Below are 17066 nucleotides of genomic sequence, written 5' to 3'. Positions count from 1 at the left end.
CGCTCCATCACATGTGCGGCGGCGGGGCGAGGGTGAAGTCCTCAGCTGCTGTCGGGGGTTGGGTGCGCCAGCCCCGGGCGAGCGCCGCTTCGGCGAAACGCGGACAGCCGAAGTATCCGAAGGCGGCCGGGGCGTTGGGGATCAGTCCGGAGACCAGGACCCGGGCGACGCGCAGCGTGGTCTCGGCGACGTCCTCCGTGGTGAGGTCCGCGGTGATGACCCGGTGGCTCCCGGCGGCGAGCGCCGCGTCGAGCGCGGCGCGGCTGCCGGGAGTGATCGCGGTGACCGGCACGAGGCCCAGGGCGGGTTCGGTGAAGCGTCGGGCGAGCGGCGCCATCCGGTCGTCCAGCCAGACCTGGACATGGGCGCCGAGGTCGCGTACGGCGGCGAACTCGGGCCCGCAGTCGTCGAGATAGCGCCGGTCGGCCCGGTGGTCGAGGTAGAGGCCGCGGGCGAGCATCCCGGCCTCGACCGCCCGGTACACCCACCCGTCGGCATCCACCGTGCCTTGGGTGAACACCCAGGTGTGCACGGCCTCCAGGACGGCCTTGCGGGCCGCTTCCGCCGGGTCGTACCGGCAGGCGAACCCCGCCGCGTACATACCGCGTCCGGGATCGTGCACGAGGGCCGCGACGCAGGGCGCGAACTCGGAGGGCATCTCCACGATGTGCACGTCCAGCCCGCAGCCGGCCAGGTCCTCGGTGAGCCCGGGAACGCTCCCCGGGTCGATGCCACGCGTCGGTCCGTCCAGGTGCCACCACAGCTCCAGCGCGTCGCGCTCGACGACTTCGAGGAGCCCGCGCTCGACGGCGTCGTCGAAGCCCTGCCCGGTGGCGATGCCCGCGTAGTTGAGGTGGTGGGTGCGGGGCAGGGAACGCAGCTCTCCCTGACGCCAGTTGAGATGGGTGAGCGCGACGGGGGCCCAGCAGGGTTCCCCGTTCTCGGCGGCCCGGGTCCACAGCGCCGGCGTGTCGGGGGTGAGTTCGGCGTACGGGAAGCCCGGGCGGCCGTACTGCCACGGTGCGTACGCCGGCAGGGCGTCGGGGCCGTACAGGCGGCCCCCCTCGGCGGTCAGCTCGGCCGCGGTGGCCCGCCGGGGCTCCTGGGGGTGGCCGGGCGGCGGGAGGCGGTTGCCGCAGTAGCGCTCCACGGCCTCGGCCACCGCGGCGATCCAGGCGCCCCGGGGGTCGCCGAACGTGGTGCCGAGCGAGACGCGGTCGGCTGGCCAGGCACCGAGGCGGCGGGCGTCGGCGACGTCGGCGGTCATCGCGGTGTAGCGGGGCGGCGCACCGGCGGGGTGCTCGACGGGGGCGACGGCGCGGACGATCCCGCTGACCGGGTCGACGAGGGCTTCGAGGGGCAGGGCGCTGGTCAACGGCATATCTCCGGTACGGGCTCGACATAGCGGCGTCGGGCGACGACGGGCAGGTGGAGGGCGCTGCCCCGGGGGTTCACGGTGCGGCGGGACGGGAGGAGCCGGGTGGCCGTGACCGGGTCGTCGCCGGTGTGCGGGTTGCGGGCGTGGGCGGGGAAGTGGTGTCCGGCGATCTCGGCCCGCAACCGGGTCCCGGCGGGCAGCCTGCGCCCGAGGGTGCCGAGCGGCACGGTGATGTCCGCGGCTTCGCCGGGCGGGCCGGCGCGCCGGACGATGCCGAAGGCGAGCGGATCGGCCCGGCCGGACGGGTCGAGCGCGGTCAGGCGTACGGCCCAGTCGGCCGAGGGGGTGTCGGCCGTGGCCGTGATCCGGGCCACGGCGGCCCCTGCCAGATCGAGCGGGCGGGGCAGCGGCGGCGAGAGCAGCAGACAGCGGTCTGCGGGGTAGCCGTCGACCGGGACGGCGAGGTCGTCGGAGCGTACGGGGCGCTCCGGGTCGGCGCTGAACTCGGCTCCTTGGAGGAGCCGTAGACCGGTGGGCGAGCCGAAGGACCAGCGGCACTCCGCCTCGGGAACGGTCTCGGGCCGATGGGCGCCGCACCCCCGGGTGGTGTGCCAACGGCCGCTGTCGCCGAGGGCGATGACCCCGTGCCGTGTCGGCTCCAGGCGGCCGGCGAGCGCGGCGTGGGCCCACCGTACATACAGCGAACCGAGGTTGAGGCGGGCGCGGGCCGGCAGGGCGCGTTCGGCGGTGAGGCGGTGACCCCAGGGGCCGAGCAGGAGACGCGCCGGTCCGCCCCACCCGCGCCAGAGGGCCACGGTGTCCTCGGCGAAGGGGTCGCGGGTGCCGCCGACGGCGAGCAGGGGAAGGCGGACGGTGGAGCCGAGCGCGACGAGCCGCCCTCGCCCCTGGTCGGTCCAGAGCCGGGGCCAGGACGGCAGTTCGCGCCCGAGGCCCGTGGCCAGCCGCTCCGCCAGGCGGGCGACCGGGAGGTGTTCGAGCAGCCGGGGGTCGTCGGCGAGAGCCCGCTCCAGTGCGTCCGGGTCGGAGTCGCGCCGGTCGCCGTGGGCCGCCCACCAGCCGGCCCGGGCCCACAACCGCTCCGGCCCCCCGGGCTCGCGCGCGGTCTCGGTGAGCCCGAGGGCGGGAACGGCGGCGATGACGGCGTCCGGGACTCCCCTGCGGTCCACCGCACCAGGGGCTGCGTCGGGGACGTCGAGCGTGGTGACGAGGGCGCAGTACGCGGCGTAGGAGGCACCGACGGCGACGACCTCTCCGCTGCTCCACGCCTGTGCCCGCACCCAGGCGACCGTGGCCGCGCCGTCGGTCTTCTCGTGGTCCCGGTACGGGTGCCACTCCCCCGGCGAGCCGTGGCGGCCGCGCACGTCCTGGGCGAGGGCGGCGAATCCGTGTGCCGCCCAGCCGCGCAGCTCGGCGCGGTGGGCCTCGCGCCCGTACGGGGTGCGGATCAGGACGGCGGGACGGGGGCGGTTCCCGTCCGGGAGGCACACGTCGGTGGCGAGCGGGGTGCCGTCCGGCGTGCGGACGGACACGGTACGGGTGTTCATCGGCGGGCCGCGGCGGTGCTCGTCCCGGCGCGCCTCCCCACCGGGCCCGGCGCGGGCAGCGGCGCGACGTCCGGGACGGGGAGCACGGGGTGCTCGGTGAAGGTGAGGTCGCGCAGATCGATCCGTCGCAGCCGCCGGCGGGCCGGGAGGCCGACCGACTGCCGACCCGCCCCACCCCCACCCGCACCCGCGGCTTCGGCTTCGGCTTCGGCTTCGGCTTCGGCTTCGGCTTCGGCTTCGGCTTCGGCTTCGGCTTCGGCCCAGGCGATCAGGTCGGCGGTGAGCAGCGCGGCGATCAGGGCGGCGGACGCTTCGGTGGGATGGGGGCCGGTGTCGGGGGTGCGGTGTCCGGCCCAGTACGCGGCGAGTTCGCGATGGGCGGGGGTGGCCGCGAGTCTGCGGAGACGGACATGCCGGGAGGTGACGTCTCCCGGCTCCGTGGCGAGGGGCTCGATCCAGCTGTGGGAGCCCTCGCGGTGGCAGCGCAGCCAGGCGACGCGCCGGCCCGGCAGCCCGTCCGCCGCGTCCCAGAGCCCTTCGGGGACCGGCGAGTCCAGGCACCACACCACGGCGACACGCCCTACGGGGCGGTGGCCCGGGGCTGCCCGGGCGAGTTCCGCCACGTGGTCGGGGGTGATCCGGTGAACCTCGGCCCCTTCCGCCCCGGCGCAGCGGGCCACGGGGCCGGTGAGTACGGGGTCGCCGAGGACGTGGACGGTGCGGTCGGTGAGCGGAGCCCGGGGCGGAACGGACACCGCGTGCCCAGCGGTCTCGAACGCCTCGACGAGCCGGGCGAGTCCGGTGCTCTGCAGGTCTTCACTCGGCGTCTGTCCGCCCGGGGTCTCCTCCCCCGTCAGCCGGCGCACCAGGGCTTCCCCGGTGACGCCGCCGGTGTCGATGCGCAGGAACTCCCCTCCGGAGGTCCGGAGCACGGGGGCAGCTCCGGGAACGGTGACGATCCCGGTGCCGGGAGCGAGTCGACTGCGGGTCACGGAATCCTCCGGGTCGGAGAGGGGGAAGACGGGGACGGGACGTCCGGGGCCGAACGGGGCGGGCCCGCCCGGGCTGTCACCGGGCGGGCCCGCCCCCGCGCCAGGCGGGAGACCTGCCTTCAGCGGCAGGAGTCGCTTACTTCTCGGCCGCGGTGTCGGCCTCGACGGAGTCGTCGAAGGGGTTCTCGACGAGGGCGTTCGAGTGGGTGGCGGAGAGGTGGGCGAGCTGGCCCTGGTCGGCGATCGGGCTGAACACCTTGTTCTGCTCCATGAGTTGAAGCCTCCATTCAGATCGGATGGGTGTGGGTCGCGGCGTTGGTGCGTGCCGCAGCACAGACACTAATGAATATGATTTTCATTCCGCAATAGCTGGAGTGGGTCGAGAGGGTGATCTGGGTAACAGACGGGCCAGCCGCCCTCGTCGTCGGTCCCCACCCGGCCCTCCACGCCGAGGACTTCGGCCAGCAGTCGCCGGGTGACCACCTCGGCCGGAGGCCCGTCGGCGGCGATGCGGCCTTCGCGGAGCGCGACGATCCGATCGGCGAACCGGGCGGCGTGGTTGAGGTCGTGCAGCACCATCACCACCGTCAGCCGGCGCTCGGCGCGCAGCCGTACGACCGTCTGCAGCACCTCCAGTTGGTGGCGCAGATCGAGATAGGTGGTCGGCTCGTCGAGGAACAGCACGCGGGCGTCCTGGGCCAGCGCCATGGCCAGCCGGACACGCTGGCGTTCACCTCCGGACAGCGCGTCCACGGGCCGGTCGGCCCAGGCGGTGACACCGACGTCTGCCAGCGCCCGGGACGTGACCTCGTCGTCGCCCTCGCGCAGCATCCCGAGCGGCCCCCGGGCGGCATAACGCCCCTGCCGTACGAGTTGGCGTACGGTCAGTCCCGGTACCGAGGGCGCCGACTGGTGGAGCAGCGCCACGCGCCGGGCGGCGGTGCGGCGGGACAGCCGCGCCACGTCGTCGCCGTCGAGCAACACACGCCCGCCGCTCGGGGTGAGCAGTCCGGCGGCGAGCTTGAGGAAGGTGCTCTTGCCGCATCCGTTCAGCCCGATCAGGGCGACCAGTTCACCGGCCCGGATGCTCAGGTCCACCCCGCGCAGCACCGGGCGTCCGGGGTAGCCGAAGGCCAGCCCCTCCGCCCGGACGACGTCCGGGGCTTTCGGTGTGGCGCTCGTCGTCACGCTCTTCTCCACTGCTCTCTCCCTTGCTCTCTCCCTCATCTCTCGTCCGCCCGCCGCCGTGCCACGACCATCAGCAGCCCCGCCCCCACGCAGGTCGTCAGGGCGCCGACCGGGAGGGTCAGCCGGTCCGCGTCGAAAGCCGCGGCCAGCGGCGGGGACAGCAGTTGGGCGGCGGCGTCCGCCCCGCACACCACCGCGGCACCGAGCAGCGCGGCGCCCGGAAGCGTGACGCGCAGATCGGCGCCGAAGACGGCCAGCGCCAGATGGGGCACCAGCAGCCCGACGAATCCGAGGGCGCCCACCGCTGACACGGCGCCGGCCGTCAGCGCCACCGCGCACACGAGTGCCGCTCCCCGGCCCGGCCCGGTGGCCAGACCCGTGGCGGCGGCCTGTTCGTCGCCGCAGCGCAGCAGGGTCAGCGGCCCGGCGAGCAGCCAGGCCGCCGCGCCCCAGAAGGCGGCCCACGGCCAGAGCAGATTCCAGTGCTGCCAGACCCGGCCCTCGGTGGAGCCGATCAACCACTGGACGACGCTGCCGAGTTCGCCGGGGGCCACCAGGAGGACGACCGCGGTGAGTCCGGCGAGCACGGCCGATACGAGGACCCCGTAGACGGCGGTCTGCTCCGGGTCGCCGCGGTCCCGCCCGGCGAGCAGCCACAGCAGGCCCGCCCCGGCGAAGCCGCCGACGCAGGCCGCCACGACGACGGCCGTGGGGGATTCCCAGCCGGCCAGGCCGAGGCCGGTCGCGGTCACCGCGCCGAGCACCGCGCCGGGAGTCACGCCGGTGACCTCGGGTCCGGCCAGCGGGTTGCGCAGGGCGGACTGGAGCACGAGCCCGGCCACCCCGAGGCAGGCCCCGGCGACCAGGGCCACCAGCATGCGGGGCAGCCGGAGCTGGAGCACGATGTGCTCGGCGGTGGGGTCGTCACCGCCCCCGAGCAGCACGGCCCGCACACCTTCGGGGGTGACGCCCCGGCCGGCGAAGAGTCCGGCGCAGGCGATCACCGCGACGAGCAGCGCCAGGCCGCCGATCCGGACACCCGGTGCGCGCAGGGCCCGGCGGGCGGGTCCGGGGGCGGTGTCGAGGAAGGTCATCGTTCCGCCTTCCGCAGTACGGGAGCGGGGGCGTGATGCGGACTCACCGGTGCGGGCGGGGACACGGACCCCCGGACCCGGGCGGGCCGTCTCCCCCGTTTCAGCAGGAGGACCCCGACCGGCACGCCGACCAGGGCGGTCCAGGCGCCGACGGGCGTCTCGACCGGGGCGAGCGCGAGCCGGGCCGGCTGGTCGGCGCAGAGCACGACGGTCGCACCGCACATGGCGGACCGGACGAGCCACCCGGCCGCGCCGCCGTCCGGGCGGAGGCGGCGGGCGAGGTGCGGGGCGAGGAACCCGACCCAGGCCACCGGTCCGCAGACCGCGACGACGGGGGCGATGAGGACGACAGCGATGCCCAGGGCGGCCACCCGCGCCCTCTCCACCCGTACGCCCAGCGCGCGGGCGTCGTCGTCGCCGAGCCGCAGCACACCGAGCACCGGCACGCACAGCACCAGCGCGGGGACGGCCACGGCGAGCCAGGGCAGCAGACCGGTGACGTCGTCCCAGGTGCGGGCGGACAGACTGCCCAGCAGATAGCGGTAGATGAGCTGGAGGTCGAGCTGGTCGGCCATGACCATGAGCACCAGCAGGGCGGCCTGGAGCGCGGCGGCGACGGCGGCCCCGGTCAGCAGGACCGCCGAGGGGCTCCGCCCGAATCCGGCGGCGACCAGGGTGAGCAGCCCGCCGAGCGCCGCCCCGGCCAGGGCGAGGAAGGGCTGCAGCCCGAGCGGGACGGCCAGGGACAGGACCAGCGGTGCGGCGACACCGAGAGCCGCCCCGGAGGAGACCCCCAGCATCTCGGGCACGGCCAGCGGGTTGCGCAGGGCCTCCTGGAGCACGAGGCCCGCGGCGCCCAGACAGGCGCCCGCGATCAGCGCCAGCACCATGCGGGGCAGCCGCAGTTCGGTGACGACGAGCCCCGCGAGCCCGTCCGATCCCAGCGTGGCCGGGAGCCGGGCGGGCGGGACGTACGGCGTGCCGAGGCTGAGCGCACAGACCGCGCTCACCAGGGCGGCCGCCCCCAGGCAGAGCAGCGCCACGGGCGGACGCCTCACCGCAGTGCGGCCGTCGCCTCGTCGAGGACGACGCCCAGGGACCGGGTGCCGCGCCCCTTGGCCCACACCTCGGAGTCGACCTCGATGACCTTGCCGTTCTTCACGGCCGGGATGCGGGACCAGAGCGGGTTCTTCGCCAGCTTCTCGGAGAGCTTCCCGTCGGGCGCGCCGAAGGACAGGGTCTCCACGAACAGGACATCGACGTCCCGGGCGAGGATCTCCTCCAGGCTGTAACTGCCGTCGACGCCCCGGCTCTTCCAGGGGTACTGGGAGATCTTCGGGAACAGCCCGGCCGCCACATCGGTCTCGGGGGTGGCCACGCCGAAGTTCTCGTCGCTGCCGTAGATGATCAGCGCGGTCTTGTCGCTCTTGCGCTGCTCCGCCTCCGCCAGGCGGGTGCGGAAGGCCTTCTCCGCCTTCTCTCCCTGTGCGGTGCGGCCGGTGAGTGCGGCGAGATCGCGCAGGTAGCCGACGCTGTCCTGCCAGGATCCGGGCTGGAGGGGCCAGAACGTCGTGGCGCCCTTCAGCGCGGGGGCCAGCTTGCCGTGCGTGTCCTCCAGGCCGATGACCAGGTCGGGCTCGTGGGCGAGGATCGCCTCGACCTCGGGGCTGAGGAAGCCGCCGGGCACGACCGGAATCTTCGCCGCCTCCTCCTTGCCGAGGAACTCCGGGTGCGCCAGCACCTGGGAGTTGGTGGCGGTGGGGGTCATGCCCAGCTCGACGAGGATGTCGTCGCAGAGGGCGACCAGGCAGACGATCTTCTCCGGCGGCTTCGGCAGGGAGACCGTGACGCCCTTGGCGTCGGTGATCCGGGGGGCGGCCTCGATGGGCCGCACCTCCGTGCTCGTACGGGCTCCGGAACCGGCCGCCGCGGCCGGTGCCCCGGGGCCGGGGTCGGCGTTCTCGGTGCCGCATCCGGCGAGCAGGCCTCCCAGTACGGCGATCGCGGCCCAGCGGCGGACTCTCAGCGCGGTTCGTGGCATCGACGGTTCCTCAACGTTCCTGTGCGGTCCCGGGGTTGCGGCAGCCGGCGGCGGAGCCCCGGGGACGATCCCCGCCACAAGCCGAAACCTTACACATGATTATCATTTCCAATAAAGTGAGCGGGGTTTCCGCCGGGATCAGCCGGCCTCCGCAACGCCCCATCACCCCCGCCGCCCTCACCGACCCGACCTGCCCCGGGAGTTCGCCATGCCGCACACCTCGCCCCCCGCTCCTCCCGCGCCGCCGCGCCTGCTGGTCTCCGACCACGTCGCGGGGCGGCTCAGCCTCCTCGACCTCCCGGACGGCACGGAGCGGGCGGAGCTGAACCACCGGCACCTCGCCGAGCACGCGGGCTTTCTCGCGCTGCCGCGCGGGCTCGTCGCCTGCGTCGACGACCGGGCGGGCGAGTTGCTGGTCCTCGATCCGTACGGACCGGGCGCCGGGCGGCCCCTGGTCCGGCGGCGGATACCGGTCGCGGTCCCCGCCGAGCATCTGGCGGCGGACCCGGAGGGGCGGCGCCTCGCGGTGACCACCGGCCTCGGCCGCAACGAGGAGGCGTGGACCGGTCTGCTGACGGCCGTCGACCTCGACGCACCGGACGGCGCCGTCGCCGTACGCGTGCGAGGGCGGACCGGCGAGCCGGGGGTCACGGTCCTCGGCGGAGCGTCCCCACTCGTGGTCGTCCGCCACCGGGAGCCGGGCGAACTGCTGGTCCACCGGCACCGCGAGCTGATGCGGTCGGCCCCCTCCTGCCCGCCGGCGGTCCCGGTGCGACGGATGGCCCTGCCGGACGACGACGGGCACGGCGACGCCCACGACCCGCTCACCGGGCGGCTGTTCGCCGCGGCGGGCTCGGGCGTGCATCGCGCACGACGGGAAGGGGAGGACCTGGCCTCCGAGGCCCCCTTGCCCTGGTCCGCCGACGGGCGTTCCGGCGGGCGCGGCTACTACCTGCGACTCGATCCCGTGCGGCGGCTGCTCTGGTCGTGCGTGCGCGGCGGGCCGGGCGATCCGGGGCAGTGGCCGGACTGGTCCAACGACGCCTGGTGGCACCACCTGGACACCGGCGAGACGGGGCGGCTCGGCCTGGGGCCCGGGCTGGTCTTCCGGCTCGCGGTGACCGCCCGCCACATCGCGTTCACCCGCGTCCACCCGGACGGCGACGAGCTGATCCTGCTCACCGCTCCCCCGACGGCCGGATCCCGCCCGGAGGTGGGCGCGCGACTGCCCCTGCCCGCCATGTCCGGTGCGCCGCGGCGCGGCGGGACCCCCTGGGACGGCGTGCAGCGGCGGGCGGTCGCCGCCTCCCCCGGTGGGGGCCTGGTGGCGGTCAGCCGGGGCGGCCATGGCGAGGTCCACGTCTTCGACGCGGACAAGGCGGCCCTGCTGTCGACCCTGACCGTCCCGACACCTCTGGACGACGGGGGCCACCTCGCGCTCGTGACGGCCGGGGACGGGGCACACGCGGACCCGGTCGGCCGCTAGAGCGGCGTCGGGGGCGGTGGCGCGGCGGGACCTGCCGCACCACCGCCCGCCCCACGCGGCCCGTTCAGCCCGGTGTCACCAGGAGGACTTGGTCACTCCGGGCAGGAATCCCGCGTGGGCCTGCTCCCGCATCCGGACCCGGGAGAGGCCGAACTTGCCCACATACCCCCTCGGCCTGCCGTCGACGCTGTCACGGTTGCGAACCCGGGTGGCACTGGCGTCGCGCGGCTGCCGCCGCAACTCCTCCACCGCGGCGAGACGCTCACGCTCCGGGGTGCCGGGCCGGCGGATGATCTCCTTCAGCTCGGCCCTGCGAGCCGCGTAACGCTCCACGGTCGCCCGGCGGCTGTCGTTCCGCGCGATCTTGCTCTTCTTCGCCATCAGACCTTCTCCCCCCGCGCGCGGATGCGCGCGACCGCTGCTTCGACGCCGATGCTGTCGACGGTCTTGATCGCCCGGGCGCTCAGCGTGAGGCGCACATAGCGCCCCTCACCGGGCAGCCAGTACCGCTTGCGCTGGACATTCGGGTCGAACCGCCGGGACGTCCGGTGGTGCGAGTGGGAGATCTTGTTGCCGAATCCCGGCTTGGAGCCGGTCAGTTGGCAGTGGGCGGACATGAAAGTTACCTGCCTCTCCTTCGACGCATCCATTATTGAAAATGGAAACCATTGCCATATAGTAGCGTCCATGGCTCGCAACGAAGTACGCCCGGTCATCAAGCTCCGCTCCACCGCGGGGACCGGCTACACCTACGTCACCCGTAAGAACCGGCGGAACGACCCCGACCGGATGGTGCTGCGCAAGTACGACCCGGTGGCCCGCCGCCATGTCGACTTCCGCGAGGACCGCTGAGGCCCGCCCCGCACCCGCGCATCCCGCACACCCCTGAAGCCCCACCCGAGGACACCGTCATGAAGCCCGGAATCCATCCCGCCTACGGCCCCGTCGTCTTCCGCGACAAGGCCGCCGACTTCGCGTTCCTGACCCGCTCGACCATGACCAGCGATCGCACCGTCACCTGGGAGGACGGCAACACCTACCCGGTGGTCGACGTGGAGATCTCCTCCGCGAGCCACCCCTTCTACACCGGCACCGCGCGCGTGCTGGACACCGCCGGACGCGTCGAGCGCTTCGAGCGCCGCTACGGACGCGGTGAGGCCCGGTGAGCGGGCACCGCGCGAAACTGCCCGTCGTCATCGTCTGCGGCCTGCACTCCGAGGCGCGCGGCGACGTCGTGGAGGGGCTGCTGCGGGAGGTACCGCACAGCGTCGCGCTGCACCACGACCTGTCGACGGCCACCGGCGGGACGGTCCGTCGCTCCCTGCGGGACGCCGACGGTGAGCTGGCCTCCGGCGAAACGCCGCTGGTGAACGAATGCGCCTGCTGCGCGCTGCGCGAGGACCTCGTCCCGGAACTCGAACGGCTCGCGGGGGACGGGGTGACCCGGCTCGCCGTCCTGGAGCTCTGGGACTCCGTCGAGCCGAAGTCCATGGCCGAGGTGATCGCCGCGCACACCGACGCCGCCGATGTCACCAACGTCTTCACGGCGATCGACCCCACGCTCGCTCTGCCCTGCCTCTCCAACGGCGACGATCTGGCCGAGGCCGGTCTCGCGGCGGCGCCAGCCGACCGGCGGACCATCGGCGACACCTGGGCCCGGCAGGTGGAGTACGCCCCCGTCCTGGCCGTGGCGCCGAACCCGGCGGCCGACGACGAGGACCGCGCCCTGATCCGGCAGTTGAACCCGATGGCCCGTCAGGCGACGGCGGGATCGGCGGAGCTGGCCCGGCTGGCGTTCGCCGGGTTCGACGTGGAGGCGGCGGCAGCCGGCCAGCACCCGGCCTGCGCGCTCCTGCCGCAGGAGGCGGAGGAGGCCGGGGTGGGCACGCTCGTCTGGCGGCGGCACCGGCCCTTCCACCCCGAGCGCCTGTTCGACGCGCTGGAGGACCTGAGTTGCGCCGCGGCCCGCAGCCGGGGCCGGTTCTGGCTCGCGGACCGGCCCGACACCCTGCTCTCCTGGGACGCGGCGGGCGGCGCGCTCTGCGTGGAGAACACCGGCCCCTGGCTCGCCTCGCTCCCGGACGCGGCCTGGTCCATGGTGCCGCCCTACCGGCAGGCGGCCGCCGCGCTGGACTGGCACCCCGAGCACGGCGACTGCTGCCAGCACCTGGTCTTCGTCTCCCCCGGCCTCGACCGCGAGGGGCTGACCGGCCTGCTGGACTCCTGCCTCCTCACCGACGAGGAGTACGGGTCGGGCCGGGAGGCGTGGAAGAGCCTGCCCGCCGCGTTCGACGCGCTCCTCGACCCCGTGCACTGAGACCGGCGGGCCCACGCCCGTAACTCCACCCCCCAGTCCGCCCGCATCCACCGACCGCCCACCCAGCCCACCGAGCACGAGGAAGCCTCATGGCACGTCAGCAGGACCCCCGCAAGCCGCTCAAGAACCGCCCGAACCCCCTGGATGCCGCCGGGATCACGTACATCGATTACAAGGACACCGATCTGCTGCGGCGGTTCATCTCCGACCGGGGGAAGATCCGCAGCCGCCGCGTCACCCGGATCAGCGCCCAGCAGCAGCGCCAGATGGCCGCGGCCATCAAGAACGCCCGCGAAATGGCGCTCCTGCCGTACTCCGGGACCGCGGGCAAGTAGCGCGCGACGCCCTCGGCCTGCGGCGGGGGCGCGTTCTGGGGCTCGGGATGCAGCACGGCGGCAGCACGGGGACCATGGACGCATGGGCAGAGACATCCCGGAGAAGGGCGCCTCCGGTCCGAGGCCGTCGGATCCGGGAACAGCGGGCCGCAGGGGCGGCCCGCCGAACCAGGGCCTCGCGCTCGCCGCCATGCTGTTCGCGGTGTCGATGACGTTCATCGACCAGACCATCGTCGCGATCGCCGCCCCCGACATCATCGACGAACTCGGTCTCACCTCCTCGCAGATGCAGTGGGTCGTCAACGCCTATCTGCTCACGCTGGCCGCCTTCTTCGCTCTGGGCGGTCGGTTGTCCGACATCTTCGGGCACCGCCGCGTGATGCTCATCGGCACACTCGTCTTCGTCATCGCCTCCGCGCTGTGCGGCGCGGTGCCCTCCGGCGATGCCGCGCAGGCCTGGCTGATCGGCTTCCGGGCCGTGCAGGGCATCGGGGCGGCCCTGATGTTCCCCGCCGCGCTCGCCGTCGTCATCGCCGTGTTCCCGGTGGAGCGGCGCGGGCGGGCGCTCGCGCTCTTCTTCGGTGTCTCCGGTGCGCTCACCGCGATCGGGCCGCTGCTCGGCGGCTGGCTCACCGCGTGGACCTGGCGGGCGATCTTCTGGGTCAACGTCCCCGTAGCCGTCGTCGCGATCGTCCTGGCCCTGCTGGCCCGCATCCCGGACCGGGCCCGCCGTGAGCCGCTGGACCTGGCCGGAGCGGCGCTGGTCGCCGTCGGCATGGGGCTGACGGTGCTGGGGCTGCAGCAGTCGTCCACCTGGGGCTGGGACTCCGTCGCCACCTGGGCCTGTATCGCGGGCGGCCTGGTGGTGCTGGCGGTCTTCTGCCGGTTCGAGCTGCGCACCCGCTTCCCGCTGATCAAACTGCGGGTCTTCCGCGACCTGGCGTTCAGCGTCGACAACGCCGTGCTGTTCTTCGCCATGATGGCGTTCGTCCCGGTGTTCTTCTTCGCCTCCGTGTACGCGCAGGTCTCCCTCAGCGCGTCGCCGAACCAGGCCGCGCTGTATCTCCTGTACTTCTTCATCGGCTTCGGGCTGGCCTCCCAGTGGGGCGGCCGGATCCTCGACAAGCGGGGCGCGCGTCCCGCGATGAAGCTCGGCACGGCGCTCGGCGCGGTCGGGTTCGCCCTGTGGGCGGGGAAGTTGACGACGCTCTCGATGCACGACCAGTGGCTGTACGCGGCCATGGCGGGCGCGGGGATCGGACTGCTGCTGGCGCCGGCCTCGACGGACGCGGTGAACCGGGCCATCGACGCCAGTTACGGCGAGGTCACCGGCATCACCCAGACCGTGCGGAACTTCGCGGCCAGCATCGGACTGGCCGTCTACGGCACCCTGCTGACCCATACGACGATCACCAAGGTGGACGAGACGCTGCGGGACAAGGGCGTGCCGAACGGTGAGTCGCACGACATCGCCGAGTCCATCGCCCAGTCGGTGACCGGTCAGGGGGACTCCCGGGGGCCGTCCGGTTCGGGACCGGTGGCCGAGACCGTACGGGACTCGATGTCGGCGATCCGGATGGACTTCGCCGAGGCGAACCAGTGGGTCTTCTACGGGATGGCCATCGCCCTGGGGATCGCGTTCCTCATCTCGCTGTGCCATCCGGGGACCCGGGTGACGAGGGAGGAGCCTTCCGACCCGTGAGCGGGACGCCCTGAGCCGGACGGACGCGGTCGGGCGATGCCGGCCGACCGGGGCGGATCGCTGCCTGCCGCGGCGGAGACGGCTGGGGCGACCGCGGGCTCCCGGTCATCGTGCACGGGGGCGTGTGCGGGGCACGCCGGACGGGGCCCGGAGCCGGACGCGGTGGGCGGGACGGTGTGGCGCTCCGTCAGCCCGGCGTCGGCAGGCCCCGGTGGGTCAGAAGGCGAAGACGGCGTTGTCGTTCATGCTGCCCGCCATCTCGCAGGCGTTGCCGTACGTGGTGCTGAACTGGACCGGCTTGCCCTGCCAGACGCCGTGCGCGGTCACCACGACCGGGTCCCACTGGCGGGTGCAGGTCCGGTTCGACGGGCCGGCGGCGAGTTCGGCGAACTTGCCCTGCACCGCCTCCAGTTCCTTGCAGGCCCCGGCGGGGTCGGGGTGCGTTCCCTCGGCGGTGGGGGCGCAGGAGAGCGTCACGGCCCGCTCGGCGGTGGCGGTCATCGGGTCCTCGCCCCGGGCGACGGTGAGAACGAGAGCCGAGGGGGCGTAGAGACTCTCCGCCTTCGCCGGTGCGGCCTGCGCGGTGGCCGTCACAAGACCACCGAGCAGAAGAGTGCTCGCCGTGATGGTCGCGAAGATGACGTGAGGGTTGCGTCGCATTGGTGAAAACTCCTTGGTCGGGTGCCTGATTGCGGTCAGGAGTCTTACGCATGCGGAAAGTAGGCGCACATCGACGGCCAGCTTCCAGCCGCAGATGGGCGTCCGAACCGACCGAATGGTCATTCGGGCAGCTCAGAGGCCCCGGGTGAATCGTCCAGCATATGGACAGACTTCGGCGGTTCAATTCGAAACGACCGCCTGAACTGCGGAAACGCCGAAGCGGCCCGGTGCGCCAAACCACCGCTTCGGCCGGAAAGTACCGCCATCCGGGACCTCGGCCCGGCCCGACACCCCCACTGTCGCATCTGGCGGCGACCGTCGGCCGATGCGCGGGCCGCCCCCCGAGGGTCACGCGGAGGACACGATTCCGAACCCCTCTTGACCAGGGCAATTTAGGTTAGGCTAACCTCACGCTCGTGATCGCTCCTGCCCTCGACCGAGAAGACCCACCGCCAGGGCGCTCCGCGCCCGCCGCCGGTGCCACTGACCTCACCGCCGACGACGCGGGCCTCGACGCCCGCGACATGACGGTCGCGTACGACCGCACCGACGTCGTGCACGGCGCCGACCTCCGGCTGCCGCGCGGTCGCGTCACCGCGCTCATCGGGCCGAACGGCAGTGGGAAGTCCACCCTGTTGCGGGCCGTGGCCCGGCTGCACAAGGCCCGCACCGGCAGCGTGACCGTGGCCGCCGGGGCCGGGGACGGTGCGCCCGTCGACGCCCTCGCCCTGTCGCGCTCCGACTTCGCCCGCCGCGTCACCCTGCTGGCGCAGAGCCGCACCGCACCGGCCGGGCTCAGCGTGCGCGACGTGGTCGGATTCGGCCGGCACCCCTACCGGGGCCGGATCCGGGGAGCGGACCCGGACGGCGCCCGGATGGTCGAGCACGCGCTGACCGTCACGAACCTCACCGAGTTCGCCGACCGCGGGGTGGAGAGCCTCTCCGGCGGGCAGTTGCAGCGCGTCTGGTTCGCCTGCTGCCTGGCCCAGGACACCGACGTGCTCCTGCTCGACGAGCCCACCACCTATCTCGACCTGCGCTACCAGGTGGAGATCCTCGACCTCGTCCGCGATCTGGCCGACACCCACGGCGTCACCGTCGGGGTCGTGCTCCACGACCTGGACCAGGCCGCCGCCGTGGCCGACCAGGTCGTCCTCCTCTCGTCCGGTCGGATCGTCGCCGCGGGAACGCCCGCCGAGGTGTACGCCCCAGAGCGGCTCACCGACGCCTACGGCATCCGTATCGACGTCGAACTCGACTCCCCCACCGGCATCCCGCGCACGCGCGCGGTCGGCCGCCACCACCTTCGTACCGAAAGGCCCTGAACACCCTCATGAAGAACCAGCACCTGACGTGGCCCGTCCTCGCCGCCGCGGCCGCCCTCGCCCTGACGGCGTGCGGCACCACCGAGGCGCCGAAGAAGGAGTCCGCCGGGGACAGCGCGGTGACGGTCACCGACTCCCGCGGCAAGAAGATCACGCTCGACGGACCGGCCAAGCGCGTCGTCGGCACCGAGTGGAACGTCGTCGAGACCCTGGTGACCCTCGGCGTGCAGCCGGTCGGCGTCGCCGACGTCAAGGGCTACACCGCCTACGACACGGCCGCCCCGCTCACCAAGGGCGTCAAGGACATAGGCACCCGGGGCGAGCCCAGCGTCGCCACCGTGGCCGGCCTGAAGCCCGACCTCATCGTCGCAACCACCGACCTGTCCGACTCGGCCATCGCGCAGCTGTCGAAGGCCGCCCCGGTCGCCGTGGTCCGCTCGGCCGACGCGAGCCGGCAGATCGACCAGATGGTCGACACCGTCGAACTCATCGGCAAGGCCACCGGCAAGGAGGACAAGGCCGCGTCCGAGGTCGACTCCTTCCGCAAGGCGGTCGCCGACGGCAGGAAGAAGCTCGCGGACGCCGGACTGGACGGCGAGAAGGTCGCCTTCGCCGACGGCTGGCAGGAGGGCAACCAGGTCTCGGTGCGTCCGTACGTCAAGGGCTCGCTGCTCTCCGACGTGAACACCGAACTCGGCCTGGTCGACCCCTGGAAGCTGAAGGGCGACAAGGCCTACGGCCTGGCCGCGACCGACGTCGAGGGCCTCACGAAGATCGGCGACGCACAGTTCGCCTACATCGCCAACGACTCCGACGGCGGTGACCCGTTCGCCGACGGCCTCAAGGACAACGCGGTGTGGAAGTCCCTCCCGTTCGTGAAGAACGACGAGGTCCACCGGCTGCCCGACGGCATCTGGATGTTCGGCGGCACCGCGTCGATGCGCGAGTACATCGACGCCCTCGTCGGCGCGCTGACCGCCTGA

At 73.6% G+C, this 17066-nt stretch carries 19 protein-coding genes; 8 read left to right on the top strand and 11 right to left on the bottom strand.

The genetic code is table 11. The features are described 5' to 3' along the window. Positions 1-7: 7 nt before the first annotated feature. The 8 genes from RNL97_RS31200 to RNL97_RS31165 all read right to left on the bottom strand — a co-directional run bounded on the left by RNL97_RS31200 (position 8) and on the right by RNL97_RS31165 (position 8258). The gene (locus tag RNL97_RS31200; protein WP_030584181.1) at positions 8-1375 is read right to left on the bottom strand and encodes a YcaO-like family protein; all 1368 of its coding nucleotides are present in this window, start codon (positions 1373-1375) and stop codon (positions 8-10) included. After that, positions 1372-2943: a CocE/NonD family hydrolase gene (locus RNL97_RS31195; protein ID WP_243316056.1), complete on the bottom strand. Its 1572-nt coding sequence runs from the start codon at positions 2941-2943 to the stop codon at positions 1372-1374. The genes RNL97_RS31200 and RNL97_RS31195 overlap by 4 nt, the downstream gene beginning before the upstream one ends. Next, positions 2940-3935: a hypothetical protein gene (locus tag RNL97_RS31190; protein WP_243316054.1), complete on the bottom strand. Its 996-nt coding sequence runs from the start codon at positions 3933-3935 to the stop codon at positions 2940-2942. Before RNL97_RS31190 ends, RNL97_RS31195 begins: the two co-directional genes overlap by 4 nt. Positions 3936-4071: 136 nt before the next feature. Beyond that, complete coding sequence (amiA, locus tag RNL97_RS31185; protein WP_243316052.1) at positions 4072-4206, bottom strand: streptamidine family RiPP; 135 nt, start codon at positions 4204-4206, stop codon at positions 4072-4074. Between the two features lie 68 nt (positions 4207-4274). After that, a complete protein-coding gene (locus RNL97_RS31180) occupies positions 4275-5162 on the bottom strand; it encodes an ABC transporter ATP-binding protein (RefSeq protein ID WP_050500070.1) in 888 nt (295 codons plus the stop codon). Next, on the bottom strand, positions 5159-6217 hold the full coding sequence (locus RNL97_RS31175; protein WP_243316051.1) for a FecCD family ABC transporter permease: 1059 nt from the start codon (positions 6215-6217) through the stop codon (positions 5159-5161). Before RNL97_RS31175 ends, RNL97_RS31180 begins: the two co-directional genes overlap by 4 nt. Next, complete coding sequence (locus tag RNL97_RS31170; protein ID WP_030584193.1) at positions 6214-7275, bottom strand: FecCD family ABC transporter permease; 1062 nt, start codon at positions 7273-7275, stop codon at positions 6214-6216. The genes RNL97_RS31175 and RNL97_RS31170 overlap by 4 nt, the downstream gene beginning before the upstream one ends. Continuing rightward, positions 7272-8258, bottom strand: coding sequence for an ABC transporter substrate-binding protein (locus RNL97_RS31165; RefSeq protein WP_030584196.1), 987 nt, complete (start codon positions 8256-8258; stop codon positions 7272-7274). Before RNL97_RS31165 ends, RNL97_RS31170 begins: the two co-directional genes overlap by 4 nt. Before the next feature lie 208 nt (positions 8259-8466). Between RNL97_RS31165 and RNL97_RS31160 the strand changes: the two genes are divergently transcribed. After that, positions 8467-9744 carry a hypothetical protein gene (locus RNL97_RS31160; RefSeq protein WP_030584199.1) on the top strand — a complete coding sequence of 426 codons (1278 nt, stop codon included), beginning with the start codon at positions 8467-8469 and terminating at the stop codon, positions 9742-9744. Between the two features lie 75 nt (positions 9745-9819). Here the strand turns inward: RNL97_RS31160 and rpsN are convergent, their stop codons facing one another. Both rpsN and rpmB read right to left on the bottom strand, forming a co-directional pair. After that, a complete protein-coding gene (gene rpsN, locus RNL97_RS31155) occupies positions 9820-10125 on the bottom strand; it encodes a 30S ribosomal protein S14 (protein WP_030584201.1) in 306 nt (101 codons plus the stop codon). Next, the gene (gene rpmB, locus RNL97_RS31150) at positions 10125-10361 is read right to left on the bottom strand and encodes a 50S ribosomal protein L28 (protein WP_030584204.1); all 237 of its coding nucleotides are present in this window, start codon (positions 10359-10361) and stop codon (positions 10125-10127) included. Before rpmB ends, rpsN begins: the two co-directional genes overlap by 1 nt. Positions 10362-10431: 70 nt before the next feature. On the opposite strand from rpmB, the gene rpmG reads away from it, so the two are divergent. The 5 genes from rpmG to RNL97_RS31125 all read left to right on the top strand — a co-directional run bounded on the left by rpmG (position 10432) and on the right by RNL97_RS31125 (position 14098). Beyond that, positions 10432-10596, top strand: a complete 165-nt coding sequence (rpmG, locus tag RNL97_RS31145) for a 50S ribosomal protein L33 (RefSeq protein ID WP_006129270.1) — start codon at positions 10432-10434, stop codon at positions 10594-10596. A gap of 59 nt (positions 10597-10655) precedes the next feature. Then, positions 10656-10910, top strand: a complete 255-nt coding sequence (locus RNL97_RS31140) for a type B 50S ribosomal protein L31 (protein WP_030584208.1) — start codon at positions 10656-10658, stop codon at positions 10908-10910. Further along, positions 10907-12061 carry a CobW family GTP-binding protein gene (locus tag RNL97_RS31135; protein WP_030584212.1) on the top strand — a complete coding sequence of 385 codons (1155 nt, stop codon included), beginning with the start codon at positions 10907-10909 and terminating at the stop codon, positions 12059-12061. Before RNL97_RS31140 ends, RNL97_RS31135 begins: the two co-directional genes overlap by 4 nt. Positions 12062-12150: 89 nt before the next feature. After that, positions 12151-12396 carry a 30S ribosomal protein S18 gene (rpsR, locus tag RNL97_RS31130; RefSeq protein WP_030584215.1) on the top strand — a complete coding sequence of 82 codons (246 nt, stop codon included), beginning with the start codon at positions 12151-12153 and terminating at the stop codon, positions 12394-12396. An 82-nt stretch (positions 12397-12478) separates the two neighbouring features. Further along, positions 12479-14098: an MFS transporter gene (locus RNL97_RS31125; protein WP_030584218.1), complete on the top strand. Its 1620-nt coding sequence runs from the start codon at positions 12479-12481 to the stop codon at positions 14096-14098. A gap of 216 nt (positions 14099-14314) precedes the next feature. On the opposite strand, the gene RNL97_RS31120 is transcribed toward RNL97_RS31125, so the two are convergent. Continuing rightward, on the bottom strand, positions 14315-14758 hold the full coding sequence (locus RNL97_RS31120) for a subtilase-type protease inhibitor (RefSeq protein WP_030584222.1): 444 nt from the start codon (positions 14756-14758) through the stop codon (positions 14315-14317). Positions 14759-15282: 524 nt separating this feature from the next. On the opposite strand from RNL97_RS31120, the gene RNL97_RS31115 reads away from it, so the two are divergent. Together RNL97_RS31115 and RNL97_RS31110 are read left to right on the top strand one after the other, a co-directional pair. Then, complete coding sequence (locus RNL97_RS31115) at positions 15283-16083, top strand: ABC transporter ATP-binding protein (protein ID WP_243316492.1); 801 nt, start codon at positions 15283-15285, stop codon at positions 16081-16083. Positions 16084-16091: 8 nt separating this feature from the next. Further along, positions 16092-17066 carry an ABC transporter substrate-binding protein gene (locus RNL97_RS31110; protein WP_243316049.1) on the top strand — a complete coding sequence of 325 codons (975 nt, stop codon included), beginning with the start codon at positions 16092-16094 and terminating at the stop codon, positions 17064-17066.

This window comes from Streptomyces parvus, assembly GCF_032121415.1.
Classification (GTDB): Bacteria; Actinomycetota; Actinomycetes; order Streptomycetales; family Streptomycetaceae; genus Streptomyces; species Streptomyces globisporus_A.
This window is presented reverse-complemented; position numbering and strand designations above follow the sequence as displayed.

What these genes read in the sequence shown, in the direction of transcription:
- RNL97_RS31195 (WP_243316056.1), bottom strand. Translation starts at nt 2,943, where the DNA reads ATGAACACCCGTACCGTGTCCGTCCGCACGCCGGACGGCACCCCGCTC.
- amiA (WP_243316052.1), bottom strand. Translation starts at nt 4,206, where the DNA reads ATGGAGCAGAACAAGGTGTTCAGCCCGATCGCCGACCAGGGCCAGCTC.
- RNL97_RS31180 (WP_050500070.1), bottom strand. Translation starts at nt 5,162, where the DNA reads ATGAGGGAGAGAGCAAGGGAGAGAGCAGTGGAGAAGAGCGTGACGACG.
- RNL97_RS31175 (WP_243316051.1), bottom strand. Translation starts at nt 6,217, where the DNA reads ATGACCTTCCTCGACACCGCCCCCGGACCCGCCCGCCGGGCCCTGCGC.
- RNL97_RS31165 (WP_030584196.1), bottom strand. Translation starts at nt 8,258, where the DNA reads ATGCCACGAACCGCGCTGAGAGTCCGCCGCTGGGCCGCGATCGCCGTA.
- RNL97_RS31160 (WP_030584199.1), top strand. Translation starts at nt 8,467, where the DNA reads ATGCCGCACACCTCGCCCCCCGCTCCTCCCGCGCCGCCGCGCCTGCTG.
- rpsN (WP_030584201.1), bottom strand. Translation starts at nt 10,125, where the DNA reads ATGGCGAAGAAGAGCAAGATCGCGCGGAACGACAGCCGCCGGGCGACC.
- rpmB (WP_030584204.1), bottom strand. Translation starts at nt 10,361, where the DNA reads ATGTCCGCCCACTGCCAACTGACCGGCTCCAAGCCGGGATTCGGCAAC.
- rpmG (WP_006129270.1), top strand. Translation starts at nt 10,432, where the DNA reads ATGGCTCGCAACGAAGTACGCCCGGTCATCAAGCTCCGCTCCACCGCG.
- RNL97_RS31140 (WP_030584208.1), top strand. Translation starts at nt 10,656, where the DNA reads ATGAAGCCCGGAATCCATCCCGCCTACGGCCCCGTCGTCTTCCGCGAC.
- rpsR (WP_030584215.1), top strand. Translation starts at nt 12,151, where the DNA reads ATGGCACGTCAGCAGGACCCCCGCAAGCCGCTCAAGAACCGCCCGAAC.
- RNL97_RS31125 (WP_030584218.1), top strand. Translation starts at nt 12,479, where the DNA reads ATGGGCAGAGACATCCCGGAGAAGGGCGCCTCCGGTCCGAGGCCGTCG.
- RNL97_RS31120 (WP_030584222.1), bottom strand. Translation starts at nt 14,758, where the DNA reads ATGCGACGCAACCCTCACGTCATCTTCGCGACCATCACGGCGAGCACT.
- RNL97_RS31115 (WP_243316492.1), top strand. Translation starts at nt 15,283, where the DNA reads ATGACGGTCGCGTACGACCGCACCGACGTCGTGCACGGCGCCGACCTC.
- RNL97_RS31110 (WP_243316049.1), top strand. Translation starts at nt 16,092, where the DNA reads ATGAAGAACCAGCACCTGACGTGGCCCGTCCTCGCCGCCGCGGCCGCC.